The following is a 21,473-nucleotide window of genomic DNA, read 5'->3' as shown; positions in this document are numbered from 1 at the left end:
TCTGAATGTGATTAAAGCCAATCGGAGTGAATCCGCTCAATCTAAAGAGAGAAAAAAACGGAATCAAGAGAACCTCCCTGTGCATAGTTTTCGGACTTTGTTGGAAGACCTGGGGACAATTTGCTTGAATACAGTGGAATGTACGATTAGGGAGGGAAGTTATCGTTTTTCTAAGATAACTCGACCGACTCAACTGCAACAAAAAGCGTTAGATTTATTGGGAGTTTCCCTGATCTGTACCCAGTAACGGGGCGCTGGAAATTCTCTTAATCCCTCCTACAGCAGAGGTTATGGCTTTTTGTCAACGGGGAAGTCCAGTAATATAGGAGTTGCTGATCTGGGTAATGGGGTTGTAGTACCATACTGACGTTCTCGTACCGTTAATTGTGGGATCGTCCAACAAAGAGTACATATCAGCATCATTAGGAGTTGGATCTGCTGGGCCTGGACCCCACACCTCCAAACCATCGAGATCGTTAACTCCAGCTTGATCAATTTGCGGAGGCTTTGCCCAAAAGTCAATCCCCCCGCCAATCGATTCATAAAGAACGCTTGCCTCATGTATTCCAAGCTGGTTATAAGCAGAACTTGCGTTATAAACAGCAGCACGGGAATCACCGGGGAGTAATAGCGTCGTCGAACCGGTCGAGAATAGTAGGGCAGCTCGATTAGCAATGACATCCCAGAATAGGGCATCTCCATGATTAGCTAAGGCATCTGCTTCTCTAGCTGGATCGGTATCACCTGGGCGAGAGCCACTATAATCGAAAGCATCTTGCCCACCACCATGGCCATCCCAGTAAATATTCTGTTCTGGATCTGAAACTGGTGGTTCTTGAGTGTCTTTGTCGAAGCGATCGCTATATTCTTTACCCGGAACATTTTTTGGCCCTGGAATACCGGGTCCAGGTGCAGGTTGGACAAACTGTCCTTGAGGAACAAATGGTCCTGCCAATACTTGGGATGGGGCTACCGTGACACCCAGTAAGAGCCAGGAAGAGAACAAGAGTTGATGAGTGATTTTCATGATTATTGCTCTAGCAGACTTAGTAGTGCAATTATCCGCCCGCCGCTAGGTCAGGCAACACCCCAACCCAAGACAAAAGGAGGACTATGAAGCCATGCTCACATTTCCCCCCCCACAACTGTATTAAAATATACAATTTAATACATCTTTACATTTATCTCCCCAAGCAGAGATTCAGATTTTTGGTTTTTTTAATTGTACTAATAGCGATTATCCCCTCCCTGCTAGGTCAAGCAACAGCCCACCCCAAGGGGAAAGGGGGACGACGACAGCTTATACAATGCCTATTCTTTGGGGAATCTATCTTGAGAATGATTTGAAATATGCTAAGTTGGGATGTTATGTCAAGATCGCATCTAGCCAGTACCATGAGTGAAATTAGCATCGGGGGAAAAGTCCGTCTGATTGCCATTCCCCCTTACCTGAAAACCGCCGATCCCATGCCTATGCTACGGCCGCCGGATCTGCTCGATATCGACGATATAGGCATGGTGATCGATCGCCGGCCGGGGGGTTATTGGGGGGTAAAATTCGATCGAGGCTCATTTCTGATCGATAGCAAATATTTAGAAGCCATTTAAACCAGTTAAGTGCATCGCAGTCAAGACAACTTTTAACCAAGGTAAAACTATCGGTCATTGGCTGCCAGAAACTGCCTGCTTGGATGATTAAATCTCTGAAAAAAAAATGGTTCTTCCGAACTTACACTGTAGAAAAGTCCCCAAGCTCCCTCTCTGTCCAGCAATGTTCTAAAGTTGATAAATATCAATCTAACAAAAACTCAAAGCCTTATTGTACAAGCTTTACAAGCATAAGTTGTTGATAGTTTTGCATGACAGGTTCGGTAGAGCCAAAAAAATTACAGCCAGTAAATGTCTAGTTAGATCCAAGTGATCGGTAATCCAGAATAATAATAACCTAAATTTATGGAACTATGCTCTGTTTCCCAATCTAACACCTGTTCCACACGCTGATAAATTGCCGCAGCTTCCTCACTAGAATTGCCGATACAAGTTAACCCTAATTTACCAAATTCTGACAGCGCACCCATGAGATGAAAAACTGTTCCCGTTTTACTGCTACTATCAAAATGCAGGCGATGTTTAGCAATAATATCCATTAAATCATCGGGAAGTAAACCTTTGTATTGGGGTTTATGGAGATTATCGGAGGCAATATAGTATTTTTCCTGGTGAGGTTGACTGAAAAATAATCCAGTTTCTTGATCGTATTTACCATTAGTTAAAAGCTTCAAAGTCATAAAAGGATGGGTGGTTCCTCCTTTTCGCAGATTAATTTCGATCGCCTGTAAATCCCAGACTAAAGTTTCTGTATTTTTCACCGCAACGAAATCAACTCCATAGCGTTCAATTGCCCCCTTGGCTGCCAGAATTTCCCCTATTTTTAGGCCTAATTCCTGTAATTGTAGGCGATAATTTTCATCGGCAGGAAAATGACAACCTAGATAAATTTGACCATCGGGACCGCCTAAAATTTGATCGTGAGTGGAAATAATATTCACTTCTCCCGTCGGTGTAATATAACCCTGCACACTCGGCGATCGCTTTTCTTCTCCTTCAATAAAAGCTTCGACAATTGCCCCTAATTCAGCAATTTTACTGGAAAAACTCTCCCAAGTTTCATCCCTGGCTTGAAAACTCATCTTCTCTAATTGTTTAGCTAGGAGATTGATTCTCTCACTTAAATCTAGACTGTTACTATCAACAATTACCCCTAAAGGACGTAAATCTAAAACTGCATTTCCTTCTCCCGATAACCCCTCATTTAACTTCACTACCATGCGTTTTAATTGCGGTTGACGAGACCACAAACTAGCGGCTTCATATAACAAATCCTTGACCGTATTTACCTGTAAACTACCGTCAGGATGGGGAATATTGCCTTGACCAAAAATCTCGCGACTGCCACTTTTAGAACCCCAATACAATAAATCTGGACTACAGGCAAATAAAGGAATATCTAACTGTAAAGACAATTCTCGCTCTAAATTAGTAGAATTAAAACAAACCATGTAGGCACGATCTCGACGCAACGCTTGCCGAATTCTTGCTACTAAGCGCGGTCTTTCCAGAATTTTTTGGGTTAAAGGTTGAAAAGAGTTATCATGAGTTGTCAGTAATAACAGACGATTATTAGCATGGGAAAAAGGAATCCCAGGCAACAATTGCAGGTAATAATCAATCACCATCCGCGAAAGTGGCTGCGCTGTTACATAGATTAAACGAGTTTTCGGATGTCGCAACCGAATCAGAGAAAATAATAATCTTTCTTCGTAATGTAAAAAACCCGCCACTTTTTGACCGACTCTCTGATCGATACTAAAAGAAGGGACAACGAGGATATCATAATCGCATTCATCGGATTCGGGAACGCTTTCTCCCTGCCAAATATCTTTTAATTTTTCTTGTAATTCTTGATACCGCAGCCGCTTTTCCAGCATCAAATCTCTATCTAACAGCATGGTTTGTCCCACCTCTGTGGTTGCAGACACCTGTATCTTATCGATTTTTAGGCCCTGTGGTCTCCAGTGCCTTTCTTTTCTTAATATTCTCCCAATCCCTCCGATCATTGCCATTAAAAAGGGATACAGTGGACTCTGTATCCCCTTTAATCACCTGAGATTGGCTTTAACCTAGCGGGTGGAATAAGAGATCGGGATAAAAGCGATTAAATTCGATTAAAATCCCGGCGGTGAAAGTCAGCAGCGCCATAATTAACACGGGTGCGGACGAGAGAAATTTAGTAAGTCCTTCCATCTGAGTTCTCCTAGGGAATAAAAAGTCAAGGGTTTGACACAAAAATTAACGAGGGGAAACGGTAATTTCCGAATCCTTAACGGTTAATTTACCGGAAGTGGCTTCTTGTAAAGCCGCCAACGGCCAGAGAAAACCCGTTAACATTTTGCTCAAAGCGAGGGGAACATCGATGATGATTTCCTTGATTGCGGCATCTTTGCTGTCGCGCACGGCGATTAAATAGGCCCGACCAACCCAACCGATCCAACCGGTAATGTACAGGAATAGGATGCTAGGGATAAAGAAATCGCCCATGTGGTCCCAACGACCATCAACAATTAAGTGAGGATAGCCTTCCGGTCCACAGAGAGCTTGGGAGTAGGTTTGAGCGCGTTTGGCTCCCGATTCGGGGTCAGGAGTGGTGTTGCGGAAACTCTTCGCTTTTTGTAGGAAAGCGGGATTTTCGCTACAAGGGGTCAGATTGGACAAATCAGCCGACGCTGGAGCGGCAAAGGTGAACCAGAGAGATAGCACCAGGGCCAGAGCGAACAATTTTCGCATAAATTGTTTCCTTTTGTTACGAAATATGAAGTTCTTTGTTCAAAAAGCGAACAATTTGATCGTACACGGAAAAAATCTTACTCCGATGAGGGGTACGAGTAAAGTTTCTATTACAAAACTATACGCAAAGCTTCAGACCCCCGTGATATGAACCACCACTTGTCTTTGGTGACGACTCTGACGGTGTTCCCAGAGATAGATACCTTGCCAGATGCCTAAAACTAATTTACCCCTAGCGATCGGGATTTGTTCCGATGTCCGGGTTAGCACCGAGCGAATGTGAGCGGGCATATCGTCTGGCCCTTCGGTAGAGTGATAGTAGAGACTGCTATCTTCCGGCACTAACTTGGCGAAGAAATTGGCCAAATCGGTGAGAACATCGGGATCGGCATTTTCTTGGATCAGCAAGGAAGCGGAGGTATGACAGACAAATATACTGCACAATCCCGTCGTTATGCCCGATTCAGCCACGATCGCTTCTATGGGAGCAGTCAGACGATGGAAATTCTTGGGACTGGTAGTAATGGTCAGGGATTTTTGATATTGACGCATGGAAACCGAATCAGGGAGAAATGGGGGTGGGGGGGATTGTCCTGGAGAGCAAAGGTTGTCCCGCTTGCAAGAGATCGTGAAGGTTCACCACTGCCCCGATAACAGCGATCGCCGGGGATTCAAAGCCGGTGGCTTCGATCAGGTCCATAATTGTGCTGAAAGTACCGATTAATTGCTGTTGTTGGGGTGTTGTTCCCCAGCGAATCAGGGCGATCGGTGTTTCTGGGCTTCTGCCGGCCTTGGTTAACTCGCCGATAATATAGGGTAAATTATGCACACCCATGTAAACGACAATTGTTTCCGCACCATGGGCGATCGCTGACCAGTTAACTTGAGGACGATATTTACCCGCCATCTCGTGGCCGGTGACGAAGGTAACGGAGGAACTATAATCGCGATGGGTGAGGGGAATACCAGCGTAGGCAGGCACAGCAATTCCTGAAGTGATCCCCGGCACGATCTCGACGCTAATTCCGGCCGCAATCAGATCGAGCATTTCTTCACCCCCGCGACCGAAAACAAAGGGATCCCCTCCTTTAAGACGAACAACCACAGCATTAGTCTGGGCCTTCTCGATCAGTAAAGCGGTGATTTCCTCCTGTACCAGAGAATGACGACCGCGACGCTTACCCCCATGGATTTGTTCGGCCCGGTGGTTAATCATGGCTAGAATCGAGGGGCTGACTAGGGCATCATAGAGGACAACATCGGCATTTTCTAGGAGAACTTTCGCTTTTAAGGTCAACAAACTGGGATCCCCGGGACCCGCACCGACGAGATAGACCTTACCGCAACTTTCTGATTGATTCATAGATACTGGGGAGAAAATTCTTGCTTCGATCGAATGCGCTTGATCCCTACTTTATTGTGACTGGGGCAAAATTTGGTATTTTTGACTACAGTTACTCGGCGATCGTGCGCTTTCTTCATGAAGAATTATGATCTTAACATTACTTAACCTTTAATCTAGCGATCGCTCTGATCCTAAATCTTGTTTAACAGGTATGGGGGAGTGGAAAGTGGGGAAAAGGGAGCGGGTTTTTCCAGTGGGATTGGGAGTTAATCATGCTATTAAAAACCGATTCAGTATAACGGTGAAGTTAGGCAATTGGTACGACTTGGAGGCGTAACCCAAGTGATTGTAAGACCTTAAGAACTGTGGCAAACTCTGGATTGCCTTCGATTGACAAAGCTTTATAGAGACTTTCACGCCCCAACCCTGTTTCACGGGCAATATGTGTCATCCCTTTAGATCGAGCAATATCACCTAATGCTGCTACCACTAAGCTTGGATCGCCATCTTCAAGAGCTGCTTCAAGATATGCAGCTATATCTTCTTTTGTTTCGAGATGTTCTGCCGCATCCCAAGGATAGGTTTGGATAGTAGCCATGAAAATCTCCTATAAGTCTTGTGCTAAATTTAATGCTGTTTTGATGTCCCGTTCTTGAGTTTGCTTATCTCCTCCTGCCAAGAGGATGATCAAGGTCTCGCCTCGCTGAATGAAATACACCCGATAGCCTTGGCCATAATCGATCCGCAGTTCCGATACACCTTTTCCTACTGGTTTAACATCGCCTGGATTGCCCATAGACAGGCGACGAACACGAATGTCTATACGTGCTTTTGCTTGGCGATCCCGCAAATTGCTAAACCACTGAGAGTAGGTTTCGGTCTGGCGAATTTCAATCATGCCTTAAGTGTATCCTATGGGATACAGAAGGACAACCAATAAAAATAAGGTGCGTTCATGAAATGTAACGCACCCTACAAGTCGGCGATCGCATTCACAGCTTCAATAAATCTGCATGGTGCGTTCCCCAAAAATCGATCGCTGAAGCGGTAGAAGTTGCATTAGGGAACGCACCCTACAAGATCAGCGTGCTGCTACGCAGTGCCTTCGGCATCGCACTTAATTAAGGATAAAAACTAGGCTTTAACTTTTAAAGGAAATCTCTCAGGATTTTTAATAATTTCTTTGCTTAAATCTACATCTAAATCTGGCCAATAAAAATGATTAGGAAAAGGCTCTTGTATATTTAAAATTTTTCTAATAGGGACATCTTGAAACCAGGGAAAATCTTGATAGGAAAGAAACATTTCTTCATTGTTTGCCAGAATCCATATTCCATGGGAAGAAATATGAGTTACTTCAGCTTGAGAAGTGTTTTGTCCAAGCATTTCTAAGTTCATTTTGTCGTTCCTCAATAATAGTTTCTATCGCTTGAAGATGATTTATGCTTACCCTTCGTTTATTATAGCAAATATTCAGTTAAAAATACAAGAGGGAGAAGCAAGAGCCTAAAAATCCCCCTCAACTGGTCTAAAATTAAGGGGGAATCAGTTATATAAAAAAAGCAATTTAACCGACGTTATTGGGTTCTTTTTCGGTTGAATGAGAGCGTTTTACTTTGCGTTTTAAGGTTGCACCTGCACCAAGTATTCCCAGGGAAAGAAGACTTAGGGTTGAGGTGGGTTCGGGGATTTCTCTATAAACTTCGTCCATGGATTCTGCTCCGTCCATAAGCAGTCTTCCACCCCTGCCATCATAAACAAGACCAAAGGCAGATGCGGTTACATTTTTTACAAATACCTCTCCAGGTTTACCAACGGCCTTAACATTTTTTTCACACTTAATGGGACTGAGACCATCAACAAACGTATCTCCGACACAAGCCGGATTCTTTCCAATGCTAGTTTGGGTTAAAGCACCACTAATTGATGCTATTGAACTAACTTGTCCTGTTTTTTCTACTGTTCGTTTATTAATGCTTACTAGACTATTACTTTGAGATTCATCCTTATCACAGATTCCATTGACACACGCAATCAACAACCTGGCTGATTTAATTGTTGTAAAATCTTCTGGCTGTAAAGGTCTTCCAACAGGTGCAACAATACCCCAAAGTTTTAAAATACCATCTAATATTACAGAAATCTTATCAAAGTCATTTACAATACCTACAGATTGAAGTGTTGAACTAGAACTTGATACTGTAGCAGACAGTACAGGAGTTTTTTGACAAAGAAGTGATATGGAAAAACTGAAAACACATAAACCCGATTTCAATAGAGAACTTTTAACTCTGTTCATTTTCATTATTTTTGCTTAAGCTAAGGTTTCTAAGAGCTTATGACATTAAAGATTAACTTTCAAGCACTAAAAAGTAAGATAAAGTCGTATAAAGTACCTAAATTTACATTCTGTGCTATAATGTCAAGCAATTATGACTTAATCCCATAGTTAAACCAATGCCATGAACAATTTTGATATTCACTCTTTAATTACAACTGTTGATAATCTCATCTTCTCCTATACAGGAGAGAATTTAGATGATGTTCAGTCTGAAATCTTAGAAGGGGTGATTAACCATCAAAAATACACAGAAATCGCTAAAAGTCATCATCGTTCCGAGAAATATGTCAAGGATGTAGCCGGTAAGCTATGGAAAACCTTATCGGAAATTTTAGGAGAAGAAGTTAATAAAGCCAATCTTAGGTCTAGTCTGCGAAGATATTATTATAATGTTGCTAACAATAATGTCGTTAACGGTGTCCAAATTAATAAAGGCCATATCTGTAATCAACTACCAGAAAATCAGTTACAAAAATCTAATATTGCTGAAGCATATAAACTCGAAATCGCTACAGAATTGAGGAAAGAAGGCTTAACCGTCGAGCAAATTGCTAGAGTGTTAAAACTTCCCCTAGAATTAGTTAAAGAGCAACTTGAAAAACCTAAGTAACCTAACTAATGTTGGTATTTGGCACTGGCAGAGCATTTCTAAGTTCAATAATAATTTCTATTTTAATAAACTTCATCATGAGAGCCAATATCAACGAGACAACCATTAAGGTTACAATGAAGTAATCAGATTTCAGGAAATAGCCATGAAACGAGATGAGGTACTAACAATTCTCGCAAAACACCGAGAACAATTAGAAAAACTAGGGGTAAAATCTCTGTCTCTATTTGGTTCAGTAGCAAGGGATGAAGCACGTTTTGACAGTGATGTAGATTTATTGGTAGAATTTAGTAAAGCGGTAGGGTTATTTGAGTTTATCGAGGTACGACTTTACTTAGAAGATATATTAGGATGTTCTGTTGATTTAGGTACTCAAGATTCTTTAAAAGAACATTTACGACAACCTGTATTAAAGGATGTGATTAATGCCTTTTAGAGATTGGCAACTTCGTCTTCAAGATATTATTGAATCCATTGATGAAATCTTGGAATGGACGGCTAATATGACCTTTGAAGATTTTAGCTCAAATCGAGTGACTCTTAAAGCAGTTCTTTATAATTTAGGAATTATTGGTGAGGCATCTAGAAATATTCCTAGTGAGGTACAATTGCGTTATTCTCAAATTCCTTGGCGTTTAATGGGAAATATGCGAAATGTCATTTTTCATGAATATTTTCGGGTAGAATTGGCAATTGCTTGGCGGACGATTGAAAATAATCTAACTCCATTGCGTTCACAATTACAGGAAATTTTAGAAAATGAAGCCGAAAATTAATCTATAAAAATCCCCCTCAACTTATTCAATTAAGGGGGAATGAGTTATATAAAAAAGGCAATTTAACCGACGTTAGCGGCTTCTTTTTGTCCCGATTGAGTGGATCATGTTTTCCAGTGGATTAAGCTTTCCTAATCCAGTCAATCGGCGAAGCTTAACTAATAAAAATCCCCCCTAAGACCGGGGGATTTTTTTCAGGGTAAAATAGCAGAACTTGAAAGCCAAGCTTAGAGATATTATCTTAGACTTAAATGCTGATGCTATTGAGTATTAGAGAAGGTTTTAGATAGGTATAGGGTACGATCCGTTTTTGATTATTGGCATCAATCTCTTGTTCGTTCATATTGAGATTTTGCTGAAATTGTCGAAGGAAGCCCGTAATTGTTGCCTGATCACCCTCGGCAAAAACCTCCTCAAACTTCCGTCCATAGAGTTCTCGAAAAGCTTTATCGTAATAGCCCAATCGATCGTATCGATAGTCGGATAAAGTGAACAGACTTTGTAACTGATCGGCAGCCTTTTTATAAGGAGGCAATAGCTGAAGAATGTCTTTTTCGGTAATTGATCCTCTGGCATCTCCAATTATTGATCCTGTAGTATCCTTAATCGCTTCTGGAAGATCACAGTAAGCGGCCAAGGGCATATTAGCGGCAAAAGTCATGTAATCATACTGACCATAGTTGACGGCCGAATGCAGTGGCCCGCAGATAAAAATAATTGTGGTAACGACTTCAATTAAGTCCTCTACATCCGTAAAATTGGCTGGCATTCCCTTCACATTGCCCCCTTGATCTGCCGCAGAATTAGATAATTCTCTGGCCCATGCTTGTAATTCTTGATCGTTAGTGATGTCTTGGGGGTTTGGGTAAAAATAATGGAGATAATCAGAAACAAACTGATTAATAGACTGCCAAACCAGCATCCCATCATCCCGGTAAGGGTAGTGGGGTAGTCGTTCCGTATCATCCATACCCCGGTTACTTATTTCTTTGGGAAAGGCAAAGTCTCGAAGATTCCAGTTTGCGTAGGCATCCTTAACCAGTGCCATCGACTCGCCCAAGGTGCCGGCCAATAATTCATCCACCGGTCCACCAGGGTTGATCAGTCTCTCTTGTCCCAGATGGTTGTTCGTTAACATAAATCTTAGGTGTGGCTTAAGCAGAAGGCTGAGGGGATGATTTTCTGCCAGTTGCCGGGCTGTGCCGATCGCGATCGGTTCCATGACAAAATGAGTTCGACAGAGATGGGAATTCATCTCGTGGTGATTGCTATCGGCCACCTGAACACAAATTTTAGCAAATAGCCAAGCAAGGGGGTTTTTCTCAAAAGGAGTATAAAGCTTTTCCGCATTTTCCCCAAATTGGATAGCGATCGGAACTAATTTGCCCCGATCTCTGATGCCACTTTTCCGCCACCAAAAGAAGGCCCTGGGTTTCGGTAAATATTTTCGCCCTTTGGCATGGGTTCCCCCTTGAACAAAAGAGGGACCGAGATAATTAGCATCCGTACCCGTATAATCGGCAATGTAAATGTTTCCTGCCGCTAATTCTTGATTTACCTGAAACAATGGCTCGAAGTCTGTCTTAGAACTGGGGATTTGATTGAGAACTTGGGCGCCAGCATCCCCCGGCTTCAGTAAACGTAATACTAGGGGATTAGCTCCCGATAGACGTTGTTCGGCAAAGGCATCATTGGTTTGATAGACTTTGGCGATTTTGGGTAAGGGGATAATAGCAAAGAAGTCCTCATAATCTTGTAGCTCATCGAGGGGATCTAAAAAAGATTTGACTTTGACAGCCAGCATATTGGCTGGTAGTTCCGCAGTTGCCGCCAACCGTTCAGTAATGTACTGAAGGGAAAAGTTTTCCGCTGCAGGCACGGATTCCATGAGGACTAAAGGTGGGAGATACTGATAGTCGTATCTATAGGCTTGCCGTTGAAGATTGAGGGAATCAGCCCGGCGATTCGCATCTGGTTCATTTTGGGGCAGACAAGGAGTGGGAGGAGGGGTATTAACCATTCTGATCAAGTTTGAAAAAATTTAAGTAATTATACCTTGTTTTTTCTTCCTTACATTGATTTCTGAACATTTTTTAATAATTGATTCTCGCTATCACCCATTTTGATTCTCAACATCCGGCTTTCTTTTTCATCTGGCAACAAATATCAGAACGGGAATATCAATATCAGAAACTCCTCGGGTTTCCAAATCCCAGACAAATTGTTCAAAATTAGGATACTCTGACAAACATTAGACCTCTTGCATAATTTTTTTATGGTATGATATAAGGTTTTGCTTTTTTCTCAATTCTTGGATTGAAGTGGAAAAAAGAATAAAATGTGATCTTAGGTCAGGAAATCATCTATAATTTTGCTATGTTTATTAGCAAAATTATGGATTATCAAAACTTATCAGATGAACAATTCAAACGCCGTTTCGGTGTGTATAAACAAACATATAGAAAGATGGTAGAATCAGTAAAAAGTGTTGAAGCCGACTCTAATTCACCATCTAAAAGGGGACCGAAACCTAAACTATCTATAGAAGAACAAGTTTTAGTAACGTTAGAATATTGGCGAGAATATAGAACATATTTTCACATTGGTACAAGCTGGGAACTATCAGAATCAACTATATGTCGGATTGTAAATAAGACGGAAAAAATGCTTTTACAATCGGGAAACTTCCGTTTAAAAGGAAAAAAAGCTTTACTCAATCAAGCAGAGATACCGGTCGTAACGGTAATGGATGTAACGGAAACTCCCATTGAACGCCCCCAAAAGAAACAGAAAGATTTTTTGGGGGGTAAAAGAGGTTATCATACTTTAAAATTCCAATTAGTAGCTGATCAAAATACAGAGGAAATTATCTGTGTCTTTTGTGGGAAAGGCAAAGGTCATGATTTTAGTTTATTTAAAAAAAGTCGAGTTCGTTTTCATCCTTTAACTACCAGCATAGAAGACAGTGGTTATCAGGGAATAGCTGCATACCATAGTAATAGTTATACACCAAAAAAGAAACCGAAAAATAGAAAATTAACAGAGTTAGAAAAAGAGTATAACAAGGCTTTAGCCAAAGAAAGGATTATCATTGAACCTATAAATAGGAAACTCAAAACCTTTAAAATCTTATCCTGTAAATATCGGAATCGTCGTCGAAGATATAGTTTAAGAGTTAACTTGTTGGCGGCTATTTATAACTGTGAGTTAGGGATAGGTATAGCAGCTTCTTAAAAGTTGCCTAAAGATTAATCAAGTCAAGGAGAATTTATTCTCAATTATAAAAATTGAGATAGTTTGTGCCGCTTAAATAAAGAGGTTTTGATAACCAAATTAAAGCAGCTCTAAAGAGTTTTGAGTTAAAAGTTAAACTTCAAGTTTTCATTCAGGACGAATGTACTGGTTAACTAATTTTTTGGGGAAAATTAGTTAACCCATCATTATAACATATAATTAATTTGCAAGAGTTCTAGTGATGAAGCTGGAATAGATAACACCATCGATTACCCTTATGGATATTGTCACAAATCAGAAAGATTTGAGGCTTTAAAGTTAGGTCACTGTAGCGAACGAGTTAGTGTGATCAGCGGTTGGTGGCGTGGTTCCACTATCGCGCCAATGGTGTTTGAGGGGTACTGTAATACGGAGTTGGTGTGTGAGTGGATAGAACAATTGCTATTACCCGAACTACTACCCGGTCAAATTATCATCATTGATAACGCCAGTTTTCATCCCAAAGAGAGAATCAAAAAATTGTTAGCTAAAGCGGGATGTGAAGTGCTATTTTTACCCGCCTATTCTCCAGATCTCAACAAAATTGAAAAGTTCTGGGCTAGATTGAAAAACTATGTTAGTCAGATTATCAATGATAGTGAAAACCTTGTGGATGCTGTGAGTAAAGCCTTCAGGCATCTGTCCTAACTAACTCGTTCTATGCCATATAATAGGAACATGATTAAATCAAGAGGATTTTGGTTATGCAACAGGTGACGATTGAGCTACCCACCACCATAATTAATGCTCTAGCCGCCTACAATCAAGAGCATAAGGTATCTTCTTCTGATACAGTACAAACGGCTATAGAATCATTTTTAATAGCGAAAGGCTATTTATCCAAACCGAAAAAATCTTTTCACTTATCTCCCGCACCCAAAGGAAGTGGCTATACTGACACATCCATCAATCATGACGCTGTTTTAGCCGAATTTACTCTGTCCCATAAATTACCTTAAGCTCAAATCTTGAAAGCGATTATTGCCGACACAACCCCCCTTTACGGAGCGATAGATACCAGTGATCAGTATCATAGCAGATCGCAAGCAGAGCTAAGACGCATAGAATCGGAAGATTTAACAGTTATTATCTCTTTCCCCGTATATAATAGCGTTTCCCAATCTCATGAGGTACACCAAAATCTTAACTCCTGACTCCTCAAAACCTAAGACTCTGTACCTCACAACTATGGAAATTGCTATATATAGAAACTTACAGCTTGCTTCTATATAGATTAGGATTTGAACAAGCCACTCATTTCACACAAAATTGCTTAGAATCTGCTAATCTAATCAATCCGACAGAAGATCAGTATTTCGCAGCCATAGCAAAAGCTAAACAATTTCCTGATCAAACTATTACTATTGTTGATGCTTTGACTGCTATCATCTCAATAGAATTATATCTACCTGTTTGGAGCTATGATTATCATTGTGATATAATGCGGGTGAAAGTATGGAGATAACCCTAAAGTGCAAACTAAAATCCTCTAAATCCTCAGAAAAGGAACCCACAAAAGTCTCCTAAAAAACATTAATAAAAAACTCGCAATCGCCCATTCATTCAGTCAGTTGATGGGATTTATTTTTTACCTTTATTAATTTGATTAATAACAAATACAACTTTAAAAACCCACTCCCTTCTCCCCATTTTCCAGCTTTCCTATACCTTTTAAACAGGATTTATTAGGGTCAACAAGAGTCTTAGGGAGACAAATTAATCGATACTTTTGCCTCTTGCATCTTGCCTCTTGACCCTTGCCCTTTTCAACTGGTCTCTAAAAAGCTCTTGATTTTAGGGAAATACAGTTAAAGGAATCCATTCGTAGGTGTTGACAATACCTTGAAAATAATCATTAATAGTCTCTCTGGAATAGGGAACAACACCCTCTTCACCAAACCAACGTTCATAAATTGTCACCGCTTGTTGTTGGTCACTAACGATCCCTTCCATGAATTTTAATAGGGTATAATTAACCGTATCGCGCCATTTAGAATCATTTTCAGGTAAAGTACAGGCATAGGATTCGTAGGCGTAGGGATAGGAGGGAACTATGGCTAAATTATCGGGATTTTTAGCGTTTTTCCTTAAACCTTCTAGGGTAATGCCATCGCTGGCAAAACCATCAATTTCTCCCGTTTCTAGTTTTTGTAAACCCTCGCCACGACTTTTAACTTTGACCAAAATAGCTGCGGGTTGTTGGGTTTTAATTACCGCTTCATTAGTAGTATTGGCAATCACTCCAATGCGTCTGCCTGCCAAGCTACCGATGTCATCGAGATTACTACCTTTGCGGGTTAACAATTGAGTGCCACTGGCAAAGTAACTAACGGAAAAATCCACTTCATTTTCTCTTTTCCAAGTAAAAGTAGTGGAGCCACATTCGATATCTATCACCCCTGTTTTCAACTTTTCAAAACGATTTTGGGGAGTAATCTCAACAATTTTTAACTTAATTGGCTTTCCTAACTTCCGTTCGGTTTCTTTGCGAATTAACTCTAACATATCAAGGCTGTAACCCACCCACTTGCCTTGGGAGTTGACAAAACCAAAGGGAATAGCATCTTTACGAGCGCCGGCAGTAATTACCCCAGTTTTTTGAATGCGATCGAAGATTGCTCCCGCAAGGCTAGAATGGTTACTGGTGACGGTTAAAGCTACTGTCATCGTCATGACGGCAAGTATAAGCTTCATTTTTTTCCTAATCTGAAAGTGGCTCAAGTCTGGGACTGTTTTAGGAGACTGAGAGTTTCCCAGAGGAAGATTTTTTAGCGGTGATTGCTGGGGACAAAAAAAGAAGAGAGATGTTACTCTCTCCCCCTTTTAGTTTTTTGGACAGCATTTTAAATTGTTTTTTCAGTTGTCGCTGTCGGGCCGAACCGCCCTTGCCTTTGTCGTTACGTCCCTGACGCCGTGGGGACTCCCATCGCTTAAGTCGCATAGTTTTTAATTCAAATTTGGTTAGTTATATTTTTTATTGTAACAGGTTTAACGTCAGTTTGGGTTAAGGAATTGAACTGACGGGGTGTAGGGTGTGGGGTGTGGGGTGTGGGGTTTTACCCATTTTCAGTAACCCATGCGGGCGTTGGGTTTCATGCTTCAACCCAACCTACATTCATCTTATATTTAATTCCACCCACCCACTTAACCAACCTTGTCCACCTAATTACTGAACTTCCCCCATACAGAAATACTAAAAAATTAACAAAATCCTTACTACATGGAGCTTCTAAGAAAAAACTGAAAAGAGGCTACTGGGTACATTTTTCGCTTGAAAATGGCTGTACCGTTGACTGTATCTGGAGTAGAGCGATTCCGTAGAGTTGGCTGTATAGTGATCGCTAACCTGATTGTAACAGATAGTGTCATTAATCTCTAGAGTAAGCGATTCCCTCTGTAGCCATGTTTTTGCTGGTTTTCTGCCTCAAAACAAGCTATAATTGTCTAAAGGTCGAATTTGAAAAATTTTGCCTCAAACGCTGTCTGCGTAAGGTTTTCAGGAGTTTGTACCCAGTAGTTTATTAGTATTACATTGCTTTAACTCAGGCTCTGTAAGACTTTTAGCTATAGCTAGTACATTTATACGGGTAAAGTTGAGTAATTAGTATTTTCCCATGCTTAGTCAGCAACTTTGGCAGAGCCATCAAGATCTAGTGCAAGCTTGCCTCGAACACCCTTTTGTGCGAGGTATCGCCACAGGAGAGCTTAAACGGGACTGTTTCGCTTTTTATGTCGGTCAAGATGCTTTTTTTCTGGAATCTTTCGCCCGTGCTTACAGTATCGCCGCCGCTAAAGCTCCTGATTGGCAGGGATTTACTAGCTTTCATCGGTTAGCGGCGGGGGTATTAAAGGAGTTAGAATTACACGAAAATTATGCTCTACAGTGGGGGGTTGACCTGAGAAAGGTTCAGCCCGCTAATGCCACCCGTCGCTATACGGATTTTCTTCTCGCTACCGCTTGGATGGGTGACATCGGTGCGATTGCCGTGGCGATGAGTCCCTGTATGCGTCTTTATGCTTATCTGGGTCAACAATTAGCCTTAGAGCCGATTTCTGAGAATCCCTATCAAGCTTGGATTGATAGTTATAGTGGGGATGAATTCGCCGCTTTAGCAAGCCAGTTAGAGTAATTGGCAGATAAATACGCTCTGATGACGGAAAATATCTCTTTATCCTATCGTTATGCCCTTAGTTGTGAACAGGACTTCTTTAGTGCCGCCTACAGCCAGGGCAAATCTTAAAGTTTTCCCGTCGCAATGTTAAGAAATATAAATGACGCTAAGATTAAGGTAAGCAAAATCGTCATTATAAGAATAATGTTTCCTTCGCAACCCACCGAAAACGAACTCCTGAAAACCATCTTGGAACCTCTACTAGAGGATTTCACCTATTGGTTTTCCCGTTCCCGTCTTCTCCTCGAATCCGAGAGATTATCCTTTCTCAGCCTCGAGGAACAAAACGATTTATTAGCAAGAGTCAAAAACGCTCAACAGGAGGTGGCCACGGCTCATTTACTCTTTAAAACCACAGGTGGTCAGGTGGGTATCGAGGCCAAGATGTTGTTACCGTGGCATCAGCTGGTGGCAGAGTGTTGGGGGGTCAGCAGTCGTCGTCGTCGATTACAGGGTTGGGGAGAATATCAATCTCCTCAAACTGACGCTTAACCTGAAACTTTTTGGTAAGCTAGAGAATTGAGCGAATTTTTAGCATAAAGTTTTGGCAATTAGGAATATTCACACATAATTCATGGGAGACTCGGCCAATGTTACATCTGCTCTATATCCTCGCCTTCACAGTTATCGCTTTTTTGACCATTAATAATTTAATTCGGAGTCTGATTACTGTCAGCATGGATTCCCAGAAACGTCCTGCTAAATCGGCTAATTCCTATAATCCCTACGGTTATCCCATGACTTCCCATCCCGAACTTTTAGACGAGGCTGGACAACCGATTAATGAACCTCTGTTAGTGATTCGTTCTCTCACTGTCGAAGATGCTCGTCAACAGTTAGATGCCATTTATAATTCTTCTCCCAGTGCTACCAAAGAGCAAGATGAAGAAATCTAATTGGTTCTAGAATGGCGGTTCTTGAAAGCAGATATATTTATCTACACGGTTTTGCTTCTAGCCCCCAATCAACAAAAGCGCAATTTTTAGCACATTGTTGGCAAAAGAGGGGTTTAGCAATGGAAATTCCCGATCTTAACGGTGATGACTTTTCTAGCTTAACTCTCACTCGTCAGATTGTTCAAGTCGGCCAATTGATTGAACAATCTCAGTTTCCTGTCACCCTAATTGGTTCCAGTTTTGGCGGTTTAACGGCAGCTTGGCTGGCAGAAACTTATTTTCAGGTGCAAAGGCTCGTTTTATTAGCTCCCGCTTTTAATTTCGGGCCGATTTGGTTAGGACAATTGGAAGCGGAAACCCTAGCCAATTGGCAAAAATCTGGGAGTTTATCGGTTTATCACTACGGTTATCGCCGTTATCTGCCAATCTATTACAAGTTTATTGAGGATTTAGCAAATTATCCCCAAGAAAAGTTAATCAGGCAGCTCCCCACCCTGATTATTCATGGCAGTGACGATGAGGTGATTCCCCTAGAAAATAGTCGCCATTATCGCATAAATCGCCCTTGGGTAAAATTAATCGAATTAGATAGCGATCATGCCCTTATCGATGTTTTGACGACAATCTGGGCTGAAATACAATTATTTCTCAATTTTTGACTAAAAAATAACCCCCCCTTTGATCGGAAAAAGGGGAGTTTTTAGTATATTTGTATCGAATTTTGACAAGATTTTTCAGCTTCTAAGACAAGAGATTTTCTCCTGATATCTTGCCACTACCAAAGTCCGCGGATAGGAGATACACTAGGCTCGGCAGCGGGTTGGGGAGCAACTTCAGTAAAGGTTCTGGTTTCCGGGGGTAAAGCAGGAAGTCCCCAAGCGGGTTCTTTTTGGTTAACTTCTCTTAAAAGTTGCGAGCGAGTAGCGCTGGTGGTGATTTCCGATTTTAGTTTCAAGCGGGAAACCCAATAGGGACGAGCTTTACCCACATAAACTAATTTGCCATCTACCAATTGCAAAATCACGTCATCCCCACCAGTGCCATCCCCACTAATACGAGCGGTGGTTCCGTCGGCAAAGTCGCCACTGAAAATTTCTTTGCCATCCACTGTCACAGGTCTGATCAATTGGATGGACATAATACCACCCACGGTTCCCCGGACGCGACCGAGTATATAGTCACCAGGGTTGAGTTGCGGCTCACCTCTGTAGGTGTTATGGCCACGCAGTTGACTGATCAGGATTTCGTTATTTTGCGGTTCTGCTTGTACGGGTACAGCACCAACGGTAGTTAGGGCAACTAAACCGGCAAAACCAGCGACAAGGGAAATTTTGTTAAACACAATTACCTCAAGCAAAAAATTGGTAAATTAAATATAGACGTTCTAGATTATAACTTAGTTCCCAATTTTGTCTATATTGCGAAATATTTGTTTAATAATTTCTCGCTCGTTGATTTGGCGGGGGTTTTTCTGGGAGGTCTTTAACCATCAGCTAGCAGCCGTCAGCCATATAACAGTAAAATCACCGCAAAAATGGCTATTTAGCTATTAATCGACTAAATAGGGTATGCTGAAAAAGTTTTTTCTGGTGGCAGGGTGTGGGGTGTGGGGTGTGGGGTTTTACCAGTTTTGAGGTGGCCAATTACCTAATTTTCAGGGAAAAAGTACCTGAACTTTCCCCCTGATCACTCCCATGCCTGGTACTTTTTGATTGACAAAAAGTCTAAAAGTCTTACCCAACAAGGTTTTTAGATTTTTTCAGCCAACCCTAAATAAAAGCTGAATGCTGATAGCTAATACCTAAAATAACTGATCGCTTATTAAGCTGGGCTTTAAGATCGATCAATATTGGTGAATAATTCAGGATCGAGGGTGGGTAGTTCGATATCTTTTTCTGCTGGGGGAGAGGCTAACTGGAAGCGATTGAAGGTTTGTTGAATGCGATCAAAAATGGTGATTTTTTTCTCGCTATTGTTCTGGGGTTCGGGAATAGGTTCCACTTCTAGCGGAGGCTGAATACCGGGGGCAGGTTCGTTAATCTCCTTTGTCTCTGGTATGGTGGTTAGGGGAGATTCGATCGCTTCGGGGGTTTCCTCTATCTTTTCGATTGTTTCTGTCTCCACCGGTGTTTTTTCCACGATTGGGCTTTCTAGCTCAATAACAGGGCTTTCTGGCTCAATAACAGGGGTTTCCTCAACTATAGGGCTTTCTGGCTCAATAACAGGGGTTTCCTCAACTATAGGGGTTTCTTCCTCAACTATAGGGGGTTCCTCAACTACAGGGGTTTCCTCAACTATAGAGGTTTCTTCTTCCTCAACTATAGGGGTTTCTGGCTCAATAACGGGGGTTTCTTCCTCTAGACGGGGAATGGTTTTATAGTTGGGATCAACAATGCTACGGGCAATTGTAGGGGATAAATCGCCGCGGACCAATTGACTGAGGCCGTCTTGGTAAGAGGGATCAAAGCTAATCACGCGCACGCTGGTATTAAACTCGTTTTCGACTTTATTTCCCTTACCATCGATGAATTCTAGTTGTACCCAGTTATTGCCCTTGGCAAAACCCTTGAGATAGATTGGTTCCCAAGTATCAAGCAGAAAACTTTCACCGTTGACAGTGACACGAATGCGCCAATTTTGAAGATTATTATCCTCGTTGGCAGTATTGGACAGACGTAGAGGAGCATTACTCAGATAAAAATCGAGCAGGATCGGTTCTGCACCGTAGATTCCCTGCGGACTACTGTAGGTTAATAGGGGTAAGTTGTTATCGGGGTCATTTTTGCCTGTTTTTGTCAGAATATGAAAGGTTGTTTCAGCGAAGGCCCCATCATTTTTAAAACTTTCCTGCCAAGGCCGCAGGGCCAAGACGCGGAGGGTGTGAGTACCGGGGGCAAGATTTTCTAGGATAATCGGTTGCTTGAGGTCGTAGATAGCCGCTGCTGGTTCATTATCGACAATTAGGCTCAAGTGGGGTCCTAATTTCAGGGTATCGTCTTGGAAAATTGGCAGATCCGACACTTGTAGTTTAACTGTCACCTGAGGGTCATCGAAAACTTGTTCGGCCAGAGGACTGAGAATCGTTACTTGGGGAGCGTAACGATCTAAACTGGGGCGCAGTTCCTGAATTAGGGCCGGGGGGGCCACCTCAGAAATGCGGCCTCGAACGACGGGAAGATGAGGGGTTTCGGAACTGGGGAGATTGGTAGCCGTCAGGCGATCGCCACAGGCAGTTAACAGGGTGGTCAGTAAACCAATCACAAGACATATATGAAGGGTTTTGACTGGGATTAATTTATGTAGTAGGGATAGCACGTTCCTCCTAGAGCCAAGGCCAAAATCTATACAAACCATTGATTTTTGCTAGAGTCATTGAATGCTCCGGTGTCAGCAAAAGCGCGAGAAGATGAGGTTATGGCCTCAATTTTACAGAATTGTTTGATTGTTTTTTGAGAATCTATCTATTGAATTTTCTATATGGTCTGGTGAGGGAGAAAAAGGGGAAATTGGCTTCCGGAGCGACAATTGATAAACTTTTGTAAAGAAAAATCACCAGTCAGACCCTGACTAAGACCGTCCATAGCAGAAAACGTCTCTCCTATCAAGGATTAAGAGAATTTTAATTATTGTTAAGCATAACGAACAGACAAGAGAACAAAGACTTATCATCTACTATTGATGCTTTCGACTGGAATCTCACCCAAGAGGAAAGTCAA

At 41.7% G+C, this 21,473-nt stretch carries 26 protein-coding genes and 2 pseudogenes; 13 read left to right on the top strand and 15 right to left on the bottom strand.

Annotated elements, in window-relative coordinates:
• Positions 1 to 247 (top strand): annotated as a pseudogene (locus N0824_RS05195) (tail length tape measure protein); the annotation flags it as partial.
• Positions 248 to 301: 54 nt separating this feature from the next.
• On the opposite strand, the gene N0824_RS05190 reads toward N0824_RS05195, so the two are convergent.
• Positions 302 to 1,027: a hypothetical protein gene (locus tag N0824_RS05190; protein ID WP_233256359.1), complete on the bottom strand. Its 726-nt coding sequence runs from the start codon at positions 1,025 to 1,027 to the stop codon at positions 302 to 304.
• A gap of 368 nt (positions 1,028 to 1,395) precedes the next feature.
• On the opposite strand from N0824_RS05190, the gene sipA reads away from it, so the two are divergent.
• Complete coding sequence (gene sipA, locus N0824_RS05180; protein ID WP_108935970.1) at positions 1,396 to 1,608, top strand: regulatory protein SipA; 213 nt, start codon at positions 1,396 to 1,398, stop codon at positions 1,606 to 1,608.
• Positions 1,609 to 1,907: 299 nt separating this feature from the next.
• Here the strand turns inward: sipA and N0824_RS05170 are convergent, their stop codons facing one another.
• The 9 genes from N0824_RS05170 to N0824_RS05130 all read right to left on the bottom strand — a co-directional run bounded on the left by N0824_RS05170 (position 1,908) and on the right by N0824_RS05130 (position 7,988).
• Positions 1,908 to 3,509: a peptide ligase PGM1-related protein gene (locus tag N0824_RS05170; protein WP_108936056.1), complete on the bottom strand. Its 1,602-nt coding sequence runs from the start codon at positions 3,507 to 3,509 to the stop codon at positions 1,908 to 1,910.
• Between the two features lie 166 nt (positions 3,510 to 3,675).
• Positions 3,676 to 3,804: a photosystem I reaction center subunit IX gene (gene psaJ, locus N0824_RS05165; protein ID WP_002738148.1), complete on the bottom strand. Its 129-nt coding sequence runs from the start codon at positions 3,802 to 3,804 to the stop codon at positions 3,676 to 3,678.
• Between the two features lie 45 nt (positions 3,805 to 3,849).
• On the bottom strand, positions 3,850 to 4,344 hold the full coding sequence (locus N0824_RS05160) for a Photosystem I reaction center subunit III (RefSeq protein ID WP_108935969.1): 495 nt from the start codon (positions 4,342 to 4,344) through the stop codon (positions 3,850 to 3,852).
• 132 nt (positions 4,345 to 4,476) lie between these two features.
• Positions 4,477 to 4,896, bottom strand: a complete 420-nt coding sequence (locus N0824_RS05155; RefSeq protein ID WP_008201139.1) for a secondary thiamine-phosphate synthase enzyme YjbQ — start codon at positions 4,894 to 4,896, stop codon at positions 4,477 to 4,479.
• A 10-nt stretch (positions 4,897 to 4,906) separates the two neighbouring features.
• Entirely contained in the window at positions 4,907 to 5,707 is an 801-nt protein-coding gene (gene cobA, locus N0824_RS05150; protein ID WP_108935968.1) for a uroporphyrinogen-III C-methyltransferase, read from the bottom strand.
• A gap of 289 nt (positions 5,708 to 5,996) precedes the next feature.
• Positions 5,997 to 6,287, bottom strand: coding sequence for an addiction module antidote protein (locus tag N0824_RS05145; protein WP_002757266.1), 291 nt, complete (start codon positions 6,285 to 6,287; stop codon positions 5,997 to 5,999).
• A 9-nt stretch (positions 6,288 to 6,296) separates the two neighbouring features.
• A complete protein-coding gene (locus N0824_RS05140) occupies positions 6,297 to 6,587 on the bottom strand; it encodes a type II toxin-antitoxin system RelE/ParE family toxin (RefSeq protein ID WP_072927249.1) in 291 nt (96 codons plus the stop codon).
• Between the two features lie 236 nt (positions 6,588 to 6,823).
• Positions 6,824 to 7,087 carry a DUF2442 domain-containing protein gene (locus N0824_RS05135; RefSeq protein ID WP_108935967.1) on the bottom strand — a complete coding sequence of 88 codons (264 nt, stop codon included), beginning with the start codon at positions 7,085 to 7,087 and terminating at the stop codon, positions 6,824 to 6,826.
• 169 nt (positions 7,088 to 7,256) lie between these two features.
• Positions 7,257 to 7,988, bottom strand: a complete 732-nt coding sequence (locus N0824_RS05130) for a PEP-CTERM sorting domain-containing protein (RefSeq protein WP_373456615.1) — start codon at positions 7,986 to 7,988, stop codon at positions 7,257 to 7,259.
• A 163-nt stretch (positions 7,989 to 8,151) separates the two neighbouring features.
• On the opposite strand from N0824_RS05130, the gene N0824_RS05125 reads away from it, so the two are divergent.
• The 3 genes from N0824_RS05125 to N0824_RS05115 all read left to right on the top strand — a co-directional run bounded on the left by N0824_RS05125 (position 8,152) and on the right by N0824_RS05115 (position 9,416).
• Complete coding sequence (locus N0824_RS05125) at positions 8,152 to 8,640, top strand: ATPase (RefSeq protein WP_108935965.1); 489 nt, start codon at positions 8,152 to 8,154, stop codon at positions 8,638 to 8,640.
• A 145-nt stretch (positions 8,641 to 8,785) separates the two neighbouring features.
• Positions 8,786 to 9,076, top strand: coding sequence for a nucleotidyltransferase family protein (locus tag N0824_RS05120; protein WP_002757283.1), 291 nt, complete (start codon positions 8,786 to 8,788; stop codon positions 9,074 to 9,076).
• On the top strand, positions 9,066 to 9,416 hold the full coding sequence (locus N0824_RS05115; RefSeq protein ID WP_108935964.1) for a DUF86 domain-containing protein: 351 nt from the start codon (positions 9,066 to 9,068) through the stop codon (positions 9,414 to 9,416). Before N0824_RS05120 ends, N0824_RS05115 begins: the two co-directional genes overlap by 11 nt.
• Positions 9,417 to 9,663: 247 nt before the next feature.
• Here N0824_RS05115 and N0824_RS05110 read toward each other — a convergent pair whose 3' ends face one another.
• Entirely contained in the window at positions 9,664 to 11,436 is a 1,773-nt protein-coding gene (locus N0824_RS05110) for a lipoxygenase family protein (protein ID WP_108935963.1), read from the bottom strand.
• A 356-nt stretch (positions 11,437 to 11,792) separates the two neighbouring features.
• On the opposite strand from N0824_RS05110, the gene N0824_RS05105 reads away from it, so the two are divergent.
• The 4 genes from N0824_RS05105 to N0824_RS21215 all read left to right on the top strand — a co-directional run bounded on the left by N0824_RS05105 (position 11,793) and on the right by N0824_RS21215 (position 13,843).
• Positions 11,793 to 12,650 carry an IS5 family transposase gene (locus tag N0824_RS05105; RefSeq protein ID WP_108936055.1) on the top strand — a complete coding sequence of 286 codons (858 nt, stop codon included), beginning with the start codon at positions 11,793 to 11,795 and terminating at the stop codon, positions 12,648 to 12,650.
• Positions 12,651 to 12,872: 222 nt separating this feature from the next.
• Positions 12,873 to 13,337, top strand: a complete 465-nt coding sequence (locus tag N0824_RS05100) for a transposase (protein WP_108935962.1) — start codon at positions 12,873 to 12,875, stop codon at positions 13,335 to 13,337.
• 56 nt (positions 13,338 to 13,393) lie between these two features.
• On the top strand, positions 13,394 to 13,648 hold the full coding sequence (locus tag N0824_RS05095) for a hypothetical protein (RefSeq protein WP_024968434.1): 255 nt from the start codon (positions 13,394 to 13,396) through the stop codon (positions 13,646 to 13,648).
• A gap of 9 nt (positions 13,649 to 13,657) precedes the next feature.
• A complete protein-coding gene (locus tag N0824_RS21215; protein WP_233256358.1) occupies positions 13,658 to 13,843 on the top strand; it encodes a hypothetical protein in 186 nt (61 codons plus the stop codon).
• A 640-nt stretch (positions 13,844 to 14,483) separates the two neighbouring features.
• Here the strand turns inward: N0824_RS21215 and N0824_RS05085 are convergent.
• Positions 14,484 to 15,383 carry an amino acid ABC transporter substrate-binding protein gene (locus N0824_RS05085; protein WP_108935960.1) on the bottom strand — a complete coding sequence of 300 codons (900 nt, stop codon included), beginning with the start codon at positions 15,381 to 15,383 and terminating at the stop codon, positions 14,484 to 14,486.
• Positions 15,384 to 15,423: 40 nt separating this feature from the next.
• Positions 15,424 to 15,630, bottom strand: coding sequence for a hypothetical protein (locus tag N0824_RS21210; protein WP_108935959.1), 207 nt, complete (start codon positions 15,628 to 15,630; stop codon positions 15,424 to 15,426).
• A gap of 673 nt (positions 15,631 to 16,303) precedes the next feature.
• On the opposite strand from N0824_RS21210, the pseudogene N0824_RS05060 reads away from it, so the two are divergent.
• From N0824_RS05060 to N0824_RS05045, 4 genes and pseudogenes are all read left to right on the top strand, one after another.
• Positions 16,304 to 16,930: pseudogene (locus N0824_RS05060) on the top strand (TenA family protein).
• A 15-nt stretch (positions 16,931 to 16,945) separates the two neighbouring features.
• A complete protein-coding gene (locus N0824_RS05055; protein WP_108935957.1) occupies positions 16,946 to 17,353 on the top strand; it encodes a DUF2605 domain-containing protein in 408 nt (135 codons plus the stop codon).
• A 98-nt stretch (positions 17,354 to 17,451) separates the two neighbouring features.
• Complete coding sequence (locus N0824_RS05050; RefSeq protein WP_002732775.1) at positions 17,452 to 17,757, top strand: DUF2973 domain-containing protein; 306 nt, start codon at positions 17,452 to 17,454, stop codon at positions 17,755 to 17,757.
• An 11-nt stretch (positions 17,758 to 17,768) separates the two neighbouring features.
• Positions 17,769 to 18,416 carry a YqiA/YcfP family alpha/beta fold hydrolase gene (locus N0824_RS05045; RefSeq protein ID WP_108935956.1) on the top strand — a complete coding sequence of 216 codons (648 nt, stop codon included), beginning with the start codon at positions 17,769 to 17,771 and terminating at the stop codon, positions 18,414 to 18,416.
• Positions 18,417 to 18,532: 116 nt separating this feature from the next.
• On the opposite strand, the gene N0824_RS05040 is transcribed toward N0824_RS05045, so the two are convergent.
• Together N0824_RS05040 and N0824_RS05035 are read right to left on the bottom strand one after the other, a co-directional pair.
• Positions 18,533 to 19,099, bottom strand: a complete 567-nt coding sequence (locus tag N0824_RS05040) for a hypothetical protein (protein WP_108935955.1) — start codon at positions 19,097 to 19,099, stop codon at positions 18,533 to 18,535.
• A gap of 491 nt (positions 19,100 to 19,590) precedes the next feature.
• The gene (locus tag N0824_RS05035; RefSeq protein ID WP_108935954.1) at positions 19,591 to 21,111 is read right to left on the bottom strand and encodes a hypothetical protein; all 1,521 of its coding nucleotides are present in this window, start codon (positions 21,109 to 21,111) and stop codon (positions 19,591 to 19,593) included.
• Positions 21,112 to 21,473 lie beyond the last annotated feature (362 nt).

Source organism: Microcystis sp. 0824, from assembly GCF_003112475.1.
Classification (GTDB): domain Bacteria; phylum Cyanobacteriota; class Cyanobacteriia; order Cyanobacteriales; family Microcystaceae; genus Microcystis; species Microcystis aeruginosa_C.
The sequence above is the reverse complement of the archived record's forward strand: the minus strand, read 5'-3'. Positions and strand labels throughout refer to the sequence as shown.

What these genes read in the sequence shown, in the direction of transcription:
- psaJ (WP_002738148.1), bottom strand. Translation starts at nt 3,804, where the DNA reads ATGGAAGGACTTACTAAATTTCTCTCGTCCGCACCCGTGTTAATTATG.
- cobA (WP_108935968.1), bottom strand. Translation starts at nt 5,707, where the DNA reads ATGAATCAATCAGAAAGTTGCGGTAAGGTCTATCTCGTCGGTGCGGGT.
- N0824_RS05035 (WP_108935954.1), bottom strand. Translation starts at nt 21,111, where the DNA reads ATGGTTTGTATAGATTTTGGCCTTGGCTCTAGGAGGAACGTGCTATCC.
- N0824_RS05155 (WP_008201139.1), bottom strand. Translation starts at nt 4,896, where the DNA reads ATGCGTCAATATCAAAAATCCCTGACCATTACTACCAGTCCCAAGAAT.
- N0824_RS05140 (WP_072927249.1), bottom strand. Translation starts at nt 6,587, where the DNA reads ATGATTGAAATTCGCCAGACCGAAACCTACTCTCAGTGGTTTAGCAAT.
- N0824_RS05105 (WP_108936055.1), top strand. Translation starts at nt 11,793, where the DNA reads ATGTTTATTAGCAAAATTATGGATTATCAAAACTTATCAGATGAACAA.
- N0824_RS05110 (WP_108935963.1), bottom strand. Translation starts at nt 11,436, where the DNA reads ATGGTTAATACCCCTCCTCCCACTCCTTGTCTGCCCCAAAATGAACCA.
- N0824_RS05170 (WP_108936056.1), bottom strand. Translation starts at nt 3,509, where the DNA reads ATGCTGTTAGATAGAGATTTGATGCTGGAAAAGCGGCTGCGGTATCAA.
- sipA (WP_108935970.1), top strand. Translation starts at nt 1,396, where the DNA reads ATGAGTGAAATTAGCATCGGGGGAAAAGTCCGTCTGATTGCCATTCCC.
- N0824_RS05145 (WP_002757266.1), bottom strand. Translation starts at nt 6,287, where the DNA reads ATGGCTACTATCCAAACCTATCCTTGGGATGCGGCAGAACATCTCGAA.
- N0824_RS05120 (WP_002757283.1), top strand. Translation starts at nt 8,786, where the DNA reads ATGAAACGAGATGAGGTACTAACAATTCTCGCAAAACACCGAGAACAA.
- N0824_RS05190 (WP_233256359.1), bottom strand. Translation starts at nt 1,027, where the DNA reads ATGAAAATCACTCATCAACTCTTGTTCTCTTCCTGGCTCTTACTGGGT.
- N0824_RS05055 (WP_108935957.1), top strand. Translation starts at nt 16,946, where the DNA reads ATGTTAAGAAATATAAATGACGCTAAGATTAAGGTAAGCAAAATCGTC.
- N0824_RS05115 (WP_108935964.1), top strand. Translation starts at nt 9,066, where the DNA reads ATGCCTTTTAGAGATTGGCAACTTCGTCTTCAAGATATTATTGAATCC.
- N0824_RS21210 (WP_108935959.1), bottom strand. Translation starts at nt 15,630, where the DNA reads ATGCGACTTAAGCGATGGGAGTCCCCACGGCGTCAGGGACGTAACGAC.
- N0824_RS05160 (WP_108935969.1), bottom strand. Translation starts at nt 4,344, where the DNA reads ATGCGAAAATTGTTCGCTCTGGCCCTGGTGCTATCTCTCTGGTTCACC.
- N0824_RS05135 (WP_108935967.1), bottom strand. Translation starts at nt 7,087, where the DNA reads ATGAACTTAGAAATGCTTGGACAAAACACTTCTCAAGCTGAAGTAACT.
- N0824_RS05095 (WP_024968434.1), top strand. Translation starts at nt 13,394, where the DNA reads ATGCAACAGGTGACGATTGAGCTACCCACCACCATAATTAATGCTCTA.
- N0824_RS05125 (WP_108935965.1), top strand. Translation starts at nt 8,152, where the DNA reads ATGAACAATTTTGATATTCACTCTTTAATTACAACTGTTGATAATCTC.
- N0824_RS05045 (WP_108935956.1), top strand. Translation starts at nt 17,769, where the DNA reads ATGGCGGTTCTTGAAAGCAGATATATTTATCTACACGGTTTTGCTTCT.
- N0824_RS05050 (WP_002732775.1), top strand. Translation starts at nt 17,452, where the DNA reads ATGTTACATCTGCTCTATATCCTCGCCTTCACAGTTATCGCTTTTTTG.
- N0824_RS05130 (WP_373456615.1), bottom strand. Translation starts at nt 7,988, where the DNA reads ATGAACAGAGTTAAAAGTTCTCTATTGAAATCGGGTTTATGTGTTTTC.
- N0824_RS05085 (WP_108935960.1), bottom strand. Translation starts at nt 15,383, where the DNA reads ATGAAGCTTATACTTGCCGTCATGACGATGACAGTAGCTTTAACCGTC.